Origin of the sequence: Hydrotalea sp. AMD (assembly GCF_004100315.1) — a bacterium.
GTDB classification, from domain to species: Bacteria; Bacteroidota; Bacteroidia; order Chitinophagales; family Chitinophagaceae; genus Hydrotalea; species Hydrotalea flava.
This window is the reverse complement of sequence record NZ_SCKY01000012.1, coordinates 22,329-40,165: the sequence shown is the minus strand read 5'-3', so window position 1 is coordinate 40,165 and position 17,837 is coordinate 22,329. Positions and strand designations below refer to the sequence as shown.

The window sequence follows — 17,837 nt, the reverse complement described above, 5'->3', positions numbered from 1 at the left end:
CATTTTACATATGCATTAAATTTAAAAAAATGAAAATTGCATTTCACGGAGCAGCAAGAACGGTAACCGGTTCAAAACATTTACTGACTTTAGATAATGGCAAAAAAATGTTATTAGATTGTGGCATGTTTCAAGGGTTGGGAAAAGATACCGAACCCTTAAATATGCAATTTGGTTTTGTTGCCGCAGATATTGATTATTTAATTCTTTCTCATGCACATATCGATCATTCCGGTTTAATTCCCAAATTGGTGAAAGAAGGTTTTCAGGGAAAAATTTTTTCTACACCTGCTACCAAAGAACTGAGTGATGTGCTTTTGCAGGATTCGGCTCAAATACAACGGGATGATACTAAATTCATCAATAAAAAAAGAGCCAAACAAGGATTGCCGCCTTATGCACCTTTGTATGATTTAGATGATGCTTCTAAAGCATTCGATTATTTTAATTTGGTGGAATATGGTGTATGGACTACCATAGAAAAAGGCGTTGAATTATTGTTTACCGATACCGGACATATTATTGGCAGTGCGGCCATGCATTTACGTATTACTGAAAATGGCATAACACGCCAGCTCACTTTTAGTGGCGATGTAGGGAGGTATAACGATGCTATTCTTCGCTCACCGCAAACATTTTCCCAATCTGATTATATTATTTTAGAAAGTACCTATGGTAATAAATTACATGATGATGTACATGGTATTGCCGATACTTTATTGCAATGGATTGAACACACCTGTATTGAGAAGAAAGGAAAACTGATTATACCGGCTTTTAGTGTAGGCAGAACGCAGGAATTGTTGTATGCTTTGAATCAGTTATCCCTCGAAAGAAGATTGCCTAAAATTGCATTTTATGTTGATAGTCCTTTAAGCAGAGAGGCAACGCAGGTAGTAAAGTCATACCCGCAGTATTTTAATAACAGGATTAGAAAAGTGATGGAACAAGATGAGGATCCTTTTGATTTTCCGGGATTAAGTTTTATTAAAACGGTGGATGAAAGCAAAGCGCTTAATTTTAAAACAGAACCTTGTGTAATTATTTCTGCCAGTGGAATGGCCGATGCAGGAAGGGTAAAACACCATATTTTGAATAATATTGGCGATAATAAAAATACTATTTTATTGGTGGGCTATTGTGAACCCCACACCATGGGAGGCCGCTTATTAGCCGGCGATAAAGAAGTGAAAATTTTTGGCGATTTTTATAAAGTAGTGGCAGAAGTGGGCGAAATGCACAGTATGAGTGCACATGGTGATTATGATGATTTATGCCAGTTTATTGCTTGCCAGCAAAAAGATTTGGTAAGAATTTTGTTTTTGGTACACGGAGAATATGATGTGCAACAGGATTTCAGGAACCGATTAGTAAGAAAAGGTTTTAAAGAAGTGGTAATACCTTCCTTACATTCTGAACATTTGTTAGATTAAAAAATTATTTATGCAAATTTGAGAACAAATTTATACTTGAATTATTGATATAAAATATTCTTTTATTATTAATGTATACCTGTGCTAAAACGTTCCACAATACAGTTGTTGCGCATTCCGTTTTCTTTTTTATTAATGCCAGTATTCTGGTTTTCCTTATTATTTGTTGAATATATTCAATGGTGTCATGTCATTTTATTGTTTTTTATTATTCATATTTTAATGTACCCTGCCAGTAATGCTTATAATAGTTACATGGATAATGATACTGAAAGTATTGGTGGTATAGCCAGGCCGCTTGCCCCCACAAAGCAATTGTTTTATGTTTCTTTAGTAATGGATGTTTTGGCTTTTGTATTGGCCTTGTGGATGAACGTTTGGGTAGGCTGTAGTGTGCTTGTTTATATTATTTTTTCCAGATTGTATAGTTACAGAGGCGTTCGTTTAAAAAAATATCCGGTGGCGGGTTTCCTAACGGTTATTTTAAATCAGGGCGGATTGGTTTTTTTTACTGTTTATCAGGCTGCAACAATGCAACCTGCAGTTTCTGTACCCATAATGGGGGTGTTAACAGCCATATTATTAATTGGTGGTTTTTATCCAATTACTCAGGTTTACCAGCATGCGGCCGATAAAGCAGATGGAGTAACAACACTCTCTGTTTTATTGGGTATAAAAGGCACTTTTTTATTTTGTATGGCCATGTATGCACTGGCTTTTTTGTGTATGTTGTATTATTTTACATCCATTTCCTCTATTCATACGTTTATTATGATACAACTATTTTTTTTGCCGGTATTGGTTTACTTTTTTTACTGGATGCAATTGGTCTGGAAAGATGTTCAAAATGCAAACTTTAAACAAACCATGCGAATGAACTGGATTGCAGCTACATTTACCAATATGGCCTTCATTTTTGTATTAATACAACAACACATTGGCTAATATTATTTCCATAGGAACTGCAGTGCCTGATTTTTGTCATCAGCAAACCGATATTCTGCAGTTTATGCAGAATATGTATGGATTAGATGATGCACAGAAACGTATATTGTCTTTTTTATACCGCCAAAGTGGTATTCGTCAGCGCTACTCCGTTCTCAATGATTTTTCTGAAAAACATGCGTACCTGCATCAACTATTTGCTGCACAATCTGTAAATCCACCTATTTCTAAACGGATGGACGTATATCAATTAATGGCGCCGGTATTGGCATTCAAAGCAATTCACAATTGTTTAAATGGAGTGGCAGAACCTCATCAAATTACACATTTAATTACCGTAAGTTGTACCGGAATGAGTGCGCCGGGTATTGATTTGCAATTAGCTGAAATGTTGAACCTGCCCGATACGGTATTTCGAACCTCTGTAAATTTTATGGGTTGTTATGCAGCCATTCATGCATTAAAAATGGCCAATTATATTTGTAAGTCTGAACCTGACGCCGTTGTTGTAATTGTTGCCGTAGAATTATGTACCCTTCATTTTCAGCCCGAATTTACGGAAGATAATGCTGCCAGTAGTTTGTTGTTTGCCGATGGAGCTGCGGCGGTACTTGTTTCAACCCAACAGGTTAAAACCACACCCAAACCGATAATTGCATTGGAAAGTTTTTATTCTAAAATAGAGCGAAAAGGAAAAAATGATATGGCATGGATGATTGGCAATCATGGTTTTGAAATGACACTGAGTGGGTTTATTCCATCCATTATTGAAGCGGATATTGAAGATCTGGTATATGCTGCTTTGAAAAATTCAGGTTATACGCTACAGGCCATACAGCATTGGTGTCTGCATCCCGGTGGAAGAAAAATTATTGATGTAATTGAAAAGAAATTAGGATTAACTCGTGAAAAAACGATTTCATCCCGTTTTATTTTAGAAAATTTTGGCAATATGTCTTCGCCCACCATATTATTTGTATTAAAAGAAATGATGCAACACAAACCTCTGCAACCGGAACCTGTTTTTGGAATAGCATTTGGTCCGGGTTTAACCATGGAAACTTTTACTGCCCAACTGATATGAATTTGCGTAAACGCTCATACCAACCTGAATTGTTAGATGCGGATGCCATTCCGTTTGAAGATATTTATTTGAATATGAAAGAGTTGAATGTTATTAATACCTGGTTGGGCGGCCATGCGATAACTGTTAATGGATTTAAACAATTCGTCAAAAACAAAAACCAAATAACTGTTTGCGAAATAGGTTGTGGCGGTGGTGATAATTTAAAGGCGATTGCTGAATTTTGTATACAACAACGGATACTCCTTTCAGTAATAGGAATTGATAAAAATGCCTCTTGTATTGAAGTAGCAAAAAAACTAAATGGTAATTGGGTAGATTCCAAATGGATAGTGGCCGATTATGCTTCTGTTGTATTTCAGCAAAAGCCTGATATTATTTTTTCTAGTTTATTCTGCCATCATTTTACCGAAACGCAATTAAATTTTCAATTACTATGGATGCAACAAAATAGTCGATTAGGTTTTTTTATCAATGACTTGCACAGAAATTATGTAGCCTACTACTCCATTCTTCTACTTACAAAACTATTTTCAAAATCCTACCTGGTAAAGCATGATGCACCACTGAGTGTTGCACGTGGATTTATAAAAAAAGAATGGGAAACTTTATTACAGGTTGCAGCCATCCATTACTATTCTGTTACATGGAAATGGGCATTTCGTTATTTAATTATTGTACGCCATGAAATCAGCAATTGATTTTGATGTAGCCATTATTGGTGGTGGTTTGGGTGGATTAACACTGGCCATTCAATGTGCCAATGCAGGATATCGTGTGGCACTTTTTGAAAAGGAAAATTACCCATTTCATAAGGTTTGTGGTGAATATATTAGTAATGAAAGTAAGCCTTTTTTAAACCATCTGGGTATACCATTGGAAGAATGGAATTTACCTGCTATTCAGCAATTAATAATAACAGATGTGAAAGGTAAGGCATATCCGTTTGCATTAGATTTAGGTGGATTTGGTGTTAGCAGGTATCAATTAGATAGTGCTTTATATAAGTTAGCTGTGCAAAAAAAAGTTCAGGTATATAGCCAAAAAAAAGTTTTAGATGTAAACTATTTGAATAATTATTTTGAGGTAGCGGCAATCAATACAAATATTTCTGCAAAAGTTGTAGTAGGAAGTTTTGGTAAAAGGAGCAATTTTGATGTACTATGGAAACGAATACCATCATTTAAACAAAAAAGTCCTTCTTCAAATAATTTTATTGGTGTTAAATACCATATTCGCTATCCTCATCCTTCTAACCAAATTGCATTACACAATTTTAAAAATGGTTACTGTGGTATTTCCATGATTGAAGAGCAGAAATGTTGTTTGTGTTATTTAACAACGCTGGATAATTTGCGTAACAATGAAAGCCGAATTGAAGTGATGGAAAAAAAAATACTTTTTAAAAATCCTGCGTTAAAAAAAATATTTTCTGGAGCTGATTTTTTGTATAATGCACCACAAGTAATTACGCAGGTATCTTTTGCGCCTAAAACACAAATTCAAAATCATGTATTAATGGTTGGTGATGCTGCCGGATTAATAACTCCACTTTGTGGCAATGGTATGAGTATGGCAATGCATGCCGGAAAGTTAGCCTTTCAGGCGATTGACGGTTTTTTGCAGGGCACCGTCAATAGAACGGAGATGGAACACCAATATGCTAAAAACTGGCATCTCCAATTTCAGCAACGATTATGGGTTAGCAGAAAAGTACAGGCATTGATGGGTGCCGAATGGTTAACTTCTGTTTCTTTAAATTTGTTACAGCGTTTTCCTTTTTTGGCTAAACAGGTAATTAGTTCAACCCATGGTCAACCTTTTTAGTGTACACATTGTTAATGTAACTGGTTGAACAAATACGATTGTATGAAAAGTATTTTTTTAGGATTATTTTGCCTGTTGAGGATGACACAGTTATTTACACAAACCCTACACCCGGATGATGCTACTTCGCAAGTTTTATTTACCATTAAAAATTTTGGTATAAATACAACTGGAAGTTTAAATGGGTTGCAAGGGGATATTATCATTAATGAACAGGATTGTTCAAAAGATTATTTTCATGTAAGTGTAAGTGCTTCTTCTGTAAATACGGGTATTAGTGCAAGAGATCATCATTTACGTTCCAATGATTATTTTAATGTTGCTACTTTTCCTGACATTCAATTCATCTCCGAATCTGTATATCAAAATAAAAGTGATGGAACATGTTGGGTAACCGGAAAATTAACCATTAAAGCAGTTAGTCAATTTATCAAATTCCCTTTTACAGTTGTTCGTACGTCAAATGGTTATCGTTTGAAAGGTGCATTTTTCATCAATCGGTTAGATTACGGGGTTGGATCATCCAGTTGGGTGTTGGCCAATACAGTGTTGGTGCAATTAAATGTATTAGCTGTTCAATAAATTGAGGTTATTAGATAAATGTTCGGGTGCCAAAATCGGTATAGGTTTCTCTAAAATTTTTTGGTGTACAATTTTTTCGTTTTTTAAATGTACGATTAAAATTGCTCATATTATTAAACCCACATTTATCGGCAATTTCATTAATACTATGGGTGGTTTCAATCAATAATCTGGCCGCATGACCAATTCTAATTTCATTTAATGTATCAACAAATGTTTGTCCGGTTCTGGTTTTAAAAAAACGGCTGAAAGAAACTTCAGTCATGGCTGCAATTTTAGCTACTTCGGTAAGGGTAATGGGTTGTTCAAAATGTTGAAGCATATATTCCATTACTTTTTCTATTCTTCTGCTGTTAAAAGAAAAATGATTTGTATTGGCAAAAGATGTATCAGATAATATTTGCATATTTTTGGAAGTAGAAAGTTCATGAAAAATGGCGAGTAATTCCAAAACAGAATCGAAACCTTTTTTTTCGGGTAATTCCAGTAATCTGGGTTTTAACAATGCTGTTGTTTCTGCTGAAAATAAAATGCCTCTGGAAGAATGGTCCAGCATATTTTTAATAAAGTTCAACTGATTACGGCGTAAAAATTTTTCATCAAACAAATCGGGATGAAACTGAATGGTAATTTCTGTTATTTCATTACTGGTACACTGGTTTGTAAACCAGCCGTGTTGTAAATTAGAGCCTACTAATACCAGTTCAATTTCACCTACTTCTCCAATATGATCACCAATAACACGTTTGGCTTTTGGGGCATTAACAATAAAGTTTAATTCAAACTCTTCATGATAATGTAAAGGAAAATCAAATCCTTTTTTCACTCTTGAAAAGATCGTAAAACAATCGTTTTGTGTTAACGGAATTACTTCTTTTAAAAGTTCAGGGGGGGTATACATAAAAGTTTATTTTAAGGTTGGCTAAGACAAATTAAAATTTGAAATGCTGCATGCGTTCTAAAATTACTGTTAATTTGATAAAAAAGTATTACTATCTATATTTTTTTGATTTTTATAAAACCTTTATGTAGTGTTATTTTACACAGTGGTTCTTTTAATAAATGCTAAAATAACAATATAATTTGATAAAAAAGTATTTAAAATGCAATCGGTTGATATTTATTTTTGCTGAAACAAATTGCTATATGAAAAAATTAAGGCTACAACGCTTTTTTTTGGCGTGGTTATTAGTACTCTTCTCATTTGCTGCTTTTGCTCAAAGCAGAAAAATTACCGGAACAGTTACAGATGAAAATGGTGCCAGTTTGGATGGTGCTACCATTGTGGTAAAAGATACAAAAATTAGAACCACTACTAATGAAAATGGTATTTTCTCCATTAATGTTCCAAATGATAAGCATGTTTTAGTGATTACTTATGTAGGATTGAGAACGCAGGAAATAAACATAAATGGAAAAAATGTGATTAAGGTAGTTCTAAAACCCTCTTCAGGCGATTTGAATGATGTAGTAGTAATTGGTTATGGCACACAAAAAAAGCAGGATGTAAACGGAGCTATTTCAACTGTTAGTGCTAAAGATATTGCAGATATTCCACAACCTTCTGTTGATCAAATGTTACAAGGGCGGGCAGCTGGTGTTACCGTTACACAAAACTCCGGCCAACCCGGAGCTGCTGTTTCTGTACGTGTAAGAGGCATCACCTCATTTACCGGTACTGAACCACTGTATGTAGTTGACGGAGTCGCCATTGACGGCAATGCACCTTCACAGGCTTCATCAAATGATAAAACCCTGGGTGGATTATCTCCAAGTGAGCAAGAGCAAAAACCAAGTGTATTAGCGAGTATTAATCCAAATGATATTGCATCAATTGATATTTTGAAGGATGCCTCTGCCACAGCAATTTATGGTAGTCGTGGCGCCAATGGTGTTATAATTATTACTACTAAAAAAGGTAAGAATGGAGAAGCCCGGATTAATTATGATGCTTACTATGGCAATCAGGAACAGGGTAAGTATTTAAAAATGATGAACCTGCCACAATATGCAAAATTTGAAAATACATTAGCAGATCTGTATGGCTTAACTCGCCGAATAGATTTTGCAGATCCGAGTAAATTAGGGCCCGGTACTAACTGGCAGGATGCTGTTTTTAAGAGAACCGCACAAATGAGCCATACACTTTCCATGTCTGGTGCGAATGGAAAAACAGACTATTATATTTCCGGTGGTTATTTTGAACAAAAAGGCACTGTAATTGGTTCAGATTTTAACCGGTTTGCCTTTCATACCAACATTAACTCTCAGGTAAAAGATTGGTTTAAAGTGGGAACAAGTATTACTGCCAATCAAAATAAGGCTAATATAGGTTTAGGCAATTCATATGGTATTATTTATAATGCATTATTGCAGGCTCCTGATGTAGCAGTGTATAACGCAGATGGATCATATTCAGGGCCGGCTGTAGTTAATGGCACCATACAGGGTGGCCCTAACCCTGTTCAACAAGCAATGAGTATTACCAATTATTTAATTAGAAGTAATATTCAGGGTATGTTGTATGGCGATATTAAATTTTCAAAAGACTTTACTTTACATTCAGAAGTGAATGGTAATTTTAATTGGGGACAGGCAAAAATTTTCCGCCCAACTTATTCTTATGGTGCACCAGGTTCCGCACCTGCTTTCGTCAATACACAGGCCGTTTTGTTAGAAAATAATAATTTTGATCACTATTGGAGTTGGTTAGAACATTTAAATTATAACCACACTTTTGCAGGCAAGCATGCTGTTCAGGCTTTAGTAGGTCATGAAGTATGGGCATCTGCATATGATGGTATTGTAGCCAGTACCAAGGGTTTTACTGCAGGCAATGCCATTCAAACTTTAAACCTGGGTACGCAAACCTCCAACACGTTAGATGAACCTAAGGGTAGCACATCTATGGAGTCCTGGTTAGTACGTGTTATTTATACTTTTGATAATAAATATAGTATTACTGCAACTGATCGTAGAGACCAGTCATCCAACTTTGCTCCCGGCCATCAGGTTGGGTATTTTCCCGGCGTTGCAGCGTCATGGAGAATTTCTCAGGAGCCTTTCATGGCAAAAATTAATTCTTTATTCAGTAATCTTAAGTTGCGGGTAGGTTATGGTACTACCGGTAATTCTAATACAAATGGAGGATATAAATATGGTTCAGCTATTACACCTGTTGTTACAGGAATAGGAACAGGGTTTAGTTTTGCCAACTTTAGTAATCCCAATTTAACATGGGAAACTGCTATTCAAAGTAATGCAGGTATAGATTTCAGTATGCTTCATAACAGAATAGATGCATCTTTTGATATATACAAAAAAACATCAAAAAACTTTTTATTCCAACAGCCTTTACCTGCTTTTTTGGGCGGGGGAACGGCTGAATATTCCAATGCTGCTGTGGTACAACCACCTTGGGTAAATGCCGGCAAAATTCAAAATACCGGTTTTGAATTTAGTATTACCAGCCGTAATATCATTAAAAAAAATTTTACCTGGACAACCAATGTAGTGTTTTCACATTATAACAATAAGGTTATATCATTGAACGGATTTCCTGCTATTATCGGCAATGTTTCTACCGGTTTTGGGCCTCAAATACCTGCTACTTATACACAGGTTGGCGGACCCATCGGAGAGTTTTATGGTTATAAAACATTAGGTATCATTAAAACACAAGATCAATTAGCTTTTTTGGCCCAGCATCCGCAAAATGTAATAGGCCAGCCCGAATTAATTAGTAGCAACAGATCGCAAACAAATGCCATTTATTTAGGTGATATTTTATATGATGGTAATGATGGTAAAGGCGGGCCTAATAAACAATATGCTTTAGGTAATCCCAATCCCGATTTTACATACAGCATTACCAATAGTTTTACTTATAAAGATTTTGATTTTTCCTTTTTCTTAGTGGGTTCACAAGGTGGTAAAATTTTAAATGCTGTTTCATTTCAAACAATGGGAATGTACAGTTTATATATGAACCAAAGAGCCGATGTTGCTAATTTCTGGACTCCTTCTAATCCTAATTCCAACATACCTGCTCCAAGGTCTGGTTTCGGAAATAATAACCTCGTTATGTCTGACAGATTTCTGGAAGATGCTTCTTATTTAAGAATACAGAATGTTCGAATAGGATACAATCTGCCTCAGGCATGGGCAGCAAAAGTAAAAATGGCCAGATTAAAAGCTTATATAAGCGGACAAAATTTATATGTATTTACTAAATACAGTGGCCTTGACCCGGAAATAGGTTCTTTAAATCAAAACCCGGTTTTGCAAAATATTGATTATGGCAGGTATCCTACACCGCGTACAATCACCTTTGGATTGAATGCTGAATTTTAATTTATTAACTACTTAAGTGAAAACTACAATGAAAACAAAATATATATTCAGTTTCATAGTCTTCTCAAGCTTGCTTTCATTAGGCTGTAAGAAAGATTTCTTTAACAGACCGCCTGAAAACGCTTCTACTGTTGGCACTTATTACCAAACTGCTGATCAGGTACAATCCAGCACCAACATATTGTATGCAGCACCCTGGTTCGGATTTAATGGGAAAGCATTTTTAGCTATTGGAGATTTACAGGCCGGAAATGCTATTTGTTATGCAGGTACAGATGGTTCGTTTGATGCCTTTGGTGCTTTCGGTGCCGGAAATGCAACTCAAACTGTTGCCAGTGCCTGGAATTCTTTATACACAGTAATTGCACAAGCTAATGCTTTGCTAAATAATCTGCCCTCTGCAGTACCTGCATCAGTGCCTGCTGCTGTTGTAAATAATGCATTAGGTGAAGCACGTGTAATGCGAGCTGCTGCTTACTTTTACTTAACAAGGCTTTTTGGGAATGTTCCCATTATTACAGATCCTTCTCCATACGTTGGCAGTTTTTCCAGTGTGCGTACAAATCCTGTAACAGATATATATAAATTTATTACAATTGATTTGCAGTTTGCAGAAAAAAATTGCTCGTCAGGGGTTGCATCCACAGGGCATGTTTCAAGTGCCTCAGCTTCGGGTTTATTAGCTAAAGTATATTTATATCAACAGAAATACGATAGTGCACTAATTGAAGTACAAAAAGTAATTAGTAGTGGCGAATTTGGTTTGGTTGGGTTAGATGCACCAGGAAGCTATACTCAAATGTTTGAATTGGCCGGCAATAATAATAAAGAATCTATGATTGCTTTACAATGGACTTCTAACGGAGGGTATGGTTTTGGTAATCAACTACAATCGGTAATTGCGCCAAATACTAATATTACCGGCACCGGCGACGGATGGGGAGAACTAGGCCCCAGCTTAGATTTGCAAAATGCTTTTAAAAATGCTGGTGACTCAATTCGAAGACATGGATGTATTATGGTTGATGGCGATTTTTATCCGGAAATACAGAAAAAAATAGGCGGCTATTACGTACATAGAATTGATAGGGGTATGGGTGCTGTGAATGCGCAGGGTACAGGTGCAGGTATGAAAAAATATGTAGTAGGTACACCCGATGATAATGGCGGTTTAAGTGCTTTCCAGGCTACTTCCAATAATACCTATTTATTGCGCTATGCTGACGTGTTATTAATTGGTGCGGAAGCCATAATGGGTAAAATTGCAGGTGCTCAAACCGGGCAGGGTATTGATACCAATGCTGTTTGTTCTGACCCGGTTGCATTAGGTTATTTGAATAAAGTCCGGCAACGAGCAGGCTTGCAGGCATTGGCCAATTTTACTTACAAACAATTGCTTAATGAACGAAGATTAGAGTTTGCCATAGAAGGGGATTATTGGTATGATTTACAAAGAATTGATGGCTTTAATAATGCACATCATCCAACTGCTATTGCTATGATTAATGCACAAGACAGACGCACTGTAAATGTAGATAATACCACCGGACAAATAACCAGCTATAATGTCGGAAGAAGTTTTACACTCAGCGATGCAAATTTTATATTGCCTTATCCGGTAACAGAAACTGCAGCTAATCCTTCATTATTAATGCCTCCTGTTCCATATAAATTTTAAACATTAATGTTATTTCATATGAAAACAACAAATAAATATTTTAAAAAAATTCATATTTTATATGCTTGTATGATACTAACCTTTGCTTCAATAGTGGTTTCATGCAAAAAATATGATAGTCTCGGGTTTACACCCGGAACCGGTAAACCTACTATCAGTTCAGTTCATACCTGGAGTAAAACCGATACAACAGTTTATTATGATACCGTCACATCTATTGATGCATCAGGAAATATAACTAAAACACCGGTAGCCAGAACCAACAAAATTGTGCCCTTTGATTCAGCCACTACTGCAGGTGCATTAGGCAATTATTACATTATTTATGGTTCTAATTTAGGTAGTACAACATCAATCACCTTCAATGGATACAATGCCTACTTTAACAGAGCATTGTTAACCGATAACTCCATAGTAGTGCAGGTACCATCTAAAACTCCTTATTTACCCCCATTAGCAAATGACAGTTTAGTTGTTATAACTTTATATGGTAAAGCAACTTATAAGTTCAGCATTTTGGCACCACCACCAACGCCATCGACTTATTCTAATTACGATTTTTATTCCGGTTCTCAAATTACACTTAACGGGGTGGGGTTTGCGACTATTTCTTCTGTGAACTTAACCGGTGTTAGCGGCGGCACAGCTAATGTAAGTATTGTTAGTCAGAACGATTCAGTAATGGTTTTGCAATTTCCTTCTACAACCATTACTCGGGGTAACTTAACCTTTTCTTATAATTCAGGGGGAACTACTCAAACGTTAACTGATAAACAAGAATTGGTAGATTTGGATAATGCCTATCAAATTTTTACGGATGATTTTCAAAGCAGTTGGACAGATGGTTCATGGGCATCACCTTCCGGAAAATCAACCAACGCATTTAAAACAGGTAATGCTGCATTTATTGCTTCATTCCCCGCTGGCGGATGGAAAATTGAGGGCTTTGCTAATTGGTGGCCAAGTTTGCCTTATGATGCTTCGTATAAATACATTATTTTTTGGGTAAAAGGAGGTACTGTATCACATACGTTGAATCTTGAAACAAATACTTCATCTGTAGGTTACGGACAAAACTCGGTAAATCCAATTGTGGTACCTCCCAATGTATGGACTTACTTTAAGATACCACTCAATACGCTTAATTTCTGGAAACCCGGAACGACGCTGCAACAATTGGGTTTCTTTTTGAAAGGGCAAAGTGGTGATGTGGATGAAACTTATTATTTTGATGATGTGGTGTTAGTAAAATAAGAAGATTGTTTTAGCATGTACATTAAAGCTATTGTTTGAAAAAAGTTCTGTTTTTTGAAGCACTGATGATTTAAAAAAACATTACTTAAATTAGGGCAAATCCAGTTTCCGAAAAGCTTCAATTTGGTAACTTTTTTAACATTAGTATTAAATGATTGAACTATTTGGTCAAGTGGTAGCATCTCATCAAGAGCATGATACCACTTGTTTCAAAAATTGAACTTATTTGTTGAATTCAGTCTTTTTAAAAATGGAATCTATGCCTTATTTCATTTTGTTTTAATTTTAAACCATGCAGCTCCCAACCATGTATACGCATTTGCTATATGTAAAACAAAAGTGTTCAATAACGTTGATTGGCATATTGTTTCTTGTAATGGTATCAACAAAAATATATGCACAACCCGTCGACATTGTTGCTACTAAAGAAACTTTACATTTGTATCAGTTCTTACAAAAAACCTTGTATCTGGGAATATTATTCGGCCACCAGGATGATTTGGCTTATGGGGTGAATTGGAAATATGTTGATGGAAACAGTGATGTGCAATCTGCAGTAGGCGCTTATCCTGCCGTTTATGGTTGGGAATTGGGACGAATAGAAAATGATGCAACGAATAATATTGATGGGGTACCATTTGCGAAGATGCGGCAATATATACAAACTGCATATGAACGGGGTGGTATCATCACCATCAGCTGGCATTTAAATAATCCATTAACCGGAAAAACAGCATGGGATCCCTTTCCCGGAACGGTTGCTTCTATTTTACCCGGTGGAGAAAAAAATGCAGTATACAATAGTTGGTTAGATAAAGTGGCCAATTTTCTTCAATCTTTAACAGGAAAATATGGTGAAGTTATTCCAGTTATTTTCAGACCATTTCACGAACTAAATGGGAATTGGTTTTGGTGGGGAAAAGCACATTGTACCCCAGATGAAATGATTCGTTTATACAGATATACTGAACACTATTTGAAAGATGTTAAAAATATTCACCACTTGCTTTATGCTTTTAATACCGATCAGTTTGCCAATTTAAATGAATATGAAGAAAGATATCCGGGCAATGCATTTGTAGATATTGTTGGTTTCGATATTTATCAACGCGATAATAACGGTAAAGCGTTTGTGCATAATATTGGAAAAATGTTAACTGATTTGGATGCATTTGCTGCAACCCACAAAAAAATTCCTGCACTAACAGAGTTTGGGTTTAATGAAATTCCGGATAAAAACTGGTGGACAACCGTTTTTGCAGCCGGATTAAAAGGGCATCAGGTTGCTTATGTATTAGGGTGGCGTAATGCCGGTGCAAAAGCCGATGGCAGTAAAGAATATTATGTTCCTTTTCAGGGAGAAGCCTCGCAGCCCGATTTTCAGAAAATGAAAAAAAGTGGCTTGTTTATTTTTCAGGATAAGTTAAGTTTTAGTAAAATATACCAATAACAGCAAAATGTTTTTTCTCATAAGTAGTAGTCGTTTATTAAGATTTGAAACACCGACCGTAGTGTCTACTATGGTCTTTTTTCTTTTGTTATGCACACCTGCAGCTTTTAAGAAATTATTTTGCATTCATTCAATTGCAACACTTCAATGAAACTTCAACTCATAGATGTATTAATTCTTGTAGCCTACCTTATTACAATGGTTGCTATTGGTTTATGGATGCGTAAACGGGCAAGATTAAGCAAAGAAAGTTACTTAATGGGCGGAAAATCGCTGCCCTGGTATATGTTGGGACTAAGTGATGCATCTGATATGTTTGATATTAGTGGTACTATGTGGATGGTAACTTTGTGTTTTATCTACGGATTGAAGAGTATTTGGATTCCCTGGTTATGGCCTGTATTTAACCAGGTATTTATGATGATGTTTTTAAGTAAATGGTTAAGAAGAAGCAATGCCAATACCGGTGCCGAATGGCTGCAAACCCGTTTTGGTGTACATGGTGCCGGCATAAAGGCCTCTCAGTTAGTCGTTATTGCCTTTGCATTAATTAGTTGTCTTGGTTTTTTAGCCTATGGATTTGTTGGCTTAGGTAAGTTTATGGAAATTTTTATACCATGGGAAAATGTGAAGGGATATATTCCTTTTCATGTAGCCGATAAATATGTGCCTCATATTTACGGTATCGTATTCACACTCTTCGCTATGTTTTATTCAATTCTCGGTGGCATGCATAGTATTGTGCTGGGCGATGTAATTAAATATGCCATCATGACGGTTGCCTGTATTGCCATTGGTGTAATTGCCTGGTATCATTTAAATGGCCATCAGTTGCCGGTTCCTGAGGGATGGAAAGATCCATTTTTTTGTTGGCGATTGCATTTAGATTGGTCAAATATTGTAGCTGATGCGAACAAAAAAATTGAAGAAGATGGATTTGGGTTATTTGGAATATTTTTTATGATGATGTTATTAAAAGGTGTTTTTGCTTCATTGGCGGGCCCTGCACCGAATTATGATATGCAAAAAGTTTTAAGTACCCGAAGTCCAAAAGAAGCCAGTAAAATGACTGGTTTTGTAAGTATTATTTTATTACCCATACGGTATACAATGGTAATTGGCTTAACGGTATTGGCTTTGCTCTACTATCATACATTGCCTTTAAAAGGACCAGATGGTGTAGTAGACTTTGAACGTATTTTACCTGCTACCATTAATAGTTTTCTGCCTGTTGGTATTATGGGTATTGTTTTAACAGGGCTTCTTGGAGCGTTTATGGGTACATTCAGCGGAACTGTGAATGCAGCTCAGGCATATATTGTTAATGATATTTACTTAAAATACATCCATCCTACTGCTAATAATAAGCGTATTATTTCCATGAACTATTTGGTGGGTGTAATTGTGGTAGCCACGGGTGTATTTTTTGGTTTTTTAACCAACAACGTAAATGATATTTTACAATGGATTGTTGGTGGTTTATATGGAGGATATGTGGCGGCCAATTGTTTAAAATGGTATTGGTGGCGTTTTAATGCAAATGGATTTTTTTGGGGTATGGTAGTTGGTATTATCGCTGCATTAATCATGCCTTATGTAACAACGGGACTGCCTTTATATTGGTGGCCTGCATTATTTGTTTTATCACTTGCCGGTTGTTTTATTGGAACCTATATGGCTTCTCCAACCGATGAAGCTGTATTAAAACATTTTTATAAAACAGTTCGTCCATGGGGTTTTTGGAAACCCATTCATCAACTTGTTCTTAAGGATAATCCTTCCTTTAAGGAAAATAAAAATTTTTGCTTAGATATGTTTAATGTTTCAATCGGTATTATTGGCCAACTGTGTTTTACATTGTTTCCAATGTACCTGATTTTGAAAATGCAAACACCATTTTGGATCAATCTTTCTATTATTCTGATAATCGTATTTATATTAAAAAAAACCTGGTGGAACAGGTTAGAAGATTAGTATTTCGAAAAACTAAACCAAACACGCATGCATGACTATTTAACACGTTTCAACTGGTTAAAGGATAACTATGAATCACTCATCAAAAAAAATAATCAACCCATTCAACAACTGAGTGGGCTTTATGTACGATATTCAAATCCTGTACTTACTGCTGCTCATACTCCTTTAATGTGGCGGTATGATTTAAATCCGGCTACGAATCCATATTTGTTGGAAAGATTTGGAATCAATGCAGTATTCAATGCAGGTGCCATTAAGTTCAATGATAAGTATTTATTGATGGTTAGGGTAGAAGGTACCGACCGAAAATCTTTTTTTGCAATTGCTGAAAGCCCAAATGGTATTGATCATTTCAGGTTTTGGGACTGTCCGGTTCTTATTCCGCAAACCAATATACCTGATACCAATATCTATGATATGCGATTAGTGGCACACGAAGATGGTTGGATTTATGGCATCTTTTGTACGGAACGACGAGATCCTTCGGCTCCTGAAGGCGATCAGTCTGCAGCCATAGCACAATGCGGTATTGCCAGAACAAAAGATTTAAGGCAATGGGAACGTTTACCCGATTTAATTACACCTTCTCCACAACAACGTAATGTAGTATTGCACCCTGAATTTGTAAATGGAAAATACGCATTTTATACCCGACCGCAAGATAGTTTTATTGAGGCCAGAAAAGGCGGGGGTATTGGGTTTGGATTAGCTGATAATATTACCCATGCTGTTATTCATGAAGAAACGATTGTAGATAAAAAAGTATATCATACTATTTATGAAGCAAAGAATGGGGCAGGACCTGCTCCCATTAAAACCAAATATGGATGGTTGCATCTGGCGCATGGCGTTAGAAATACTGCTTCCGGATTACGGTATACCCTTTATGTATTTATGACTGATTTGAATGATTTAACCAGAGTGATACATAAGCCTGCCGGTTATTTTATTGCCCCCGACGGTGAAGAAAGAACCGGTGATGTTTCGAATGTAGTATTTAGTAATGGATGGATATTGGATGATGACGGCGAAAATTTGTTGATTTATTATGCTTCATCCGATACAAGAATGCACGTTGCAGCAACTTCACTCTCTATTTTGTTAGATTATGTGCTCCACCATCCGGAAGATGGGTATAGTTCTGCCGCATCGGTACAAACATTGCAACAAATTATTGATAATAATTTTGCTTATCTCAATCAGACTGCCTGTAGCGTGCAACATATAGTTTCAGCAGAATAAAATTTTAGTTGT

The 17,837-nt window shown here is 36.1% G+C and carries 13 protein-coding genes; 12 read left to right on the top strand and 1 reads right to left on the bottom strand.

What is annotated here, in order from left to right; all coding sequences use genetic code 11:
* Positions 1-29 precede the first annotated feature (29 nt).
* The 6 genes from EO766_RS10150 to EO766_RS10125 all read left to right on the top strand — a co-directional run bounded on the left by EO766_RS10150 (position 30) and on the right by EO766_RS10125 (position 5,871).
* Positions 30-1,433 carry an MBL fold metallo-hydrolase RNA specificity domain-containing protein gene (locus EO766_RS10150; protein ID WP_074419415.1) on the top strand — a complete coding sequence of 468 codons (1,404 nt, stop codon included), beginning with the start codon at positions 30-32 and terminating at the stop codon, positions 1,431-1,433.
* Positions 1,434-1,568: 135 nt separating this feature from the next.
* Positions 1,569-2,378, top strand: a complete 810-nt coding sequence (locus EO766_RS10145) for a UbiA family prenyltransferase (protein ID WP_074419414.1) — start codon at positions 1,569-1,571, stop codon at positions 2,376-2,378.
* Positions 2,371-3,462 carry a type III polyketide synthase gene (locus EO766_RS10140; protein WP_074419413.1) on the top strand — a complete coding sequence of 364 codons (1,092 nt, stop codon included), beginning with the start codon at positions 2,371-2,373 and terminating at the stop codon, positions 3,460-3,462. The genes EO766_RS10145 and EO766_RS10140 overlap by 8 nt, the downstream gene beginning before the upstream one ends.
* Entirely contained in the window at positions 3,459-4,163 is a 705-nt protein-coding gene (locus EO766_RS10135) for a methyltransferase domain-containing protein (RefSeq protein WP_074419412.1), read from the top strand. Before EO766_RS10140 ends, EO766_RS10135 begins: the two co-directional genes overlap by 4 nt.
* Positions 4,147-5,289 carry an NAD(P)/FAD-dependent oxidoreductase gene (locus EO766_RS10130; RefSeq protein ID WP_074420719.1) on the top strand — a complete coding sequence of 381 codons (1,143 nt, stop codon included), beginning with the start codon at positions 4,147-4,149 and terminating at the stop codon, positions 5,287-5,289. The genes EO766_RS10135 and EO766_RS10130 overlap by 17 nt, the downstream gene beginning before the upstream one ends.
* A 42-nt stretch (positions 5,290-5,331) precedes the next feature.
* A complete protein-coding gene (locus tag EO766_RS10125; RefSeq protein WP_081301359.1) occupies positions 5,332-5,871 on the top strand; it encodes a YceI family protein in 540 nt (179 codons plus the stop codon).
* A 10-nt stretch (positions 5,872-5,881) separates the two neighbouring features.
* On the opposite strand, the gene EO766_RS10120 is transcribed toward EO766_RS10125, so the two are convergent.
* The gene (locus EO766_RS10120) at positions 5,882-6,772 is read right to left on the bottom strand and encodes a helix-turn-helix domain-containing protein (protein WP_074420717.1); all 891 of its coding nucleotides are present in this window, start codon (positions 6,770-6,772) and stop codon (positions 5,882-5,884) included.
* A gap of 245 nt (positions 6,773-7,017) precedes the next feature.
* Between EO766_RS10120 and EO766_RS10115 the strand changes: the two genes are divergently transcribed.
* The 6 genes from EO766_RS10115 to EO766_RS10090 all read left to right on the top strand — a co-directional run bounded on the left by EO766_RS10115 (position 7,018) and on the right by EO766_RS10090 (position 17,825).
* Positions 7,018-10,224 (top strand): SusC/RagA family TonB-linked outer membrane protein, encoded by a 3,207-nt coding sequence (locus EO766_RS10115; RefSeq protein ID WP_287100978.1) that lies wholly within the window; start codon positions 7,018-7,020, stop codon positions 10,222-10,224.
* 28 nt (positions 10,225-10,252) lie between these two features.
* On the top strand, positions 10,253-11,902 hold the full coding sequence (locus EO766_RS10110) for a RagB/SusD family nutrient uptake outer membrane protein (RefSeq protein WP_074419705.1): 1,650 nt from the start codon (positions 10,253-10,255) through the stop codon (positions 11,900-11,902).
* A gap of 18 nt (positions 11,903-11,920) precedes the next feature.
* Positions 11,921-13,156, top strand: coding sequence for an IPT/TIG domain-containing protein (locus EO766_RS10105; RefSeq protein WP_074420715.1), 1,236 nt, complete (start codon positions 11,921-11,923; stop codon positions 13,154-13,156).
* A gap of 376 nt (positions 13,157-13,532) precedes the next feature.
* Positions 13,533-14,606, top strand: coding sequence for a glycoside hydrolase family 26 protein (locus tag EO766_RS10100; protein ID WP_179853197.1), 1,074 nt, complete (start codon positions 13,533-13,535; stop codon positions 14,604-14,606).
* A 147-nt stretch (positions 14,607-14,753) separates the two neighbouring features.
* Positions 14,754-16,580 (top strand): sodium:solute symporter family protein, encoded by a 1,827-nt coding sequence (locus EO766_RS10095; protein ID WP_074419296.1) that lies wholly within the window; start codon positions 14,754-14,756, stop codon positions 16,578-16,580.
* A 27-nt stretch (positions 16,581-16,607) separates the two neighbouring features.
* A complete protein-coding gene (locus EO766_RS10090; protein WP_074419295.1) occupies positions 16,608-17,825 on the top strand; it encodes a glycoside hydrolase family 130 protein in 1,218 nt (405 codons plus the stop codon).
* Positions 17,826-17,837 lie beyond the last annotated feature (12 nt).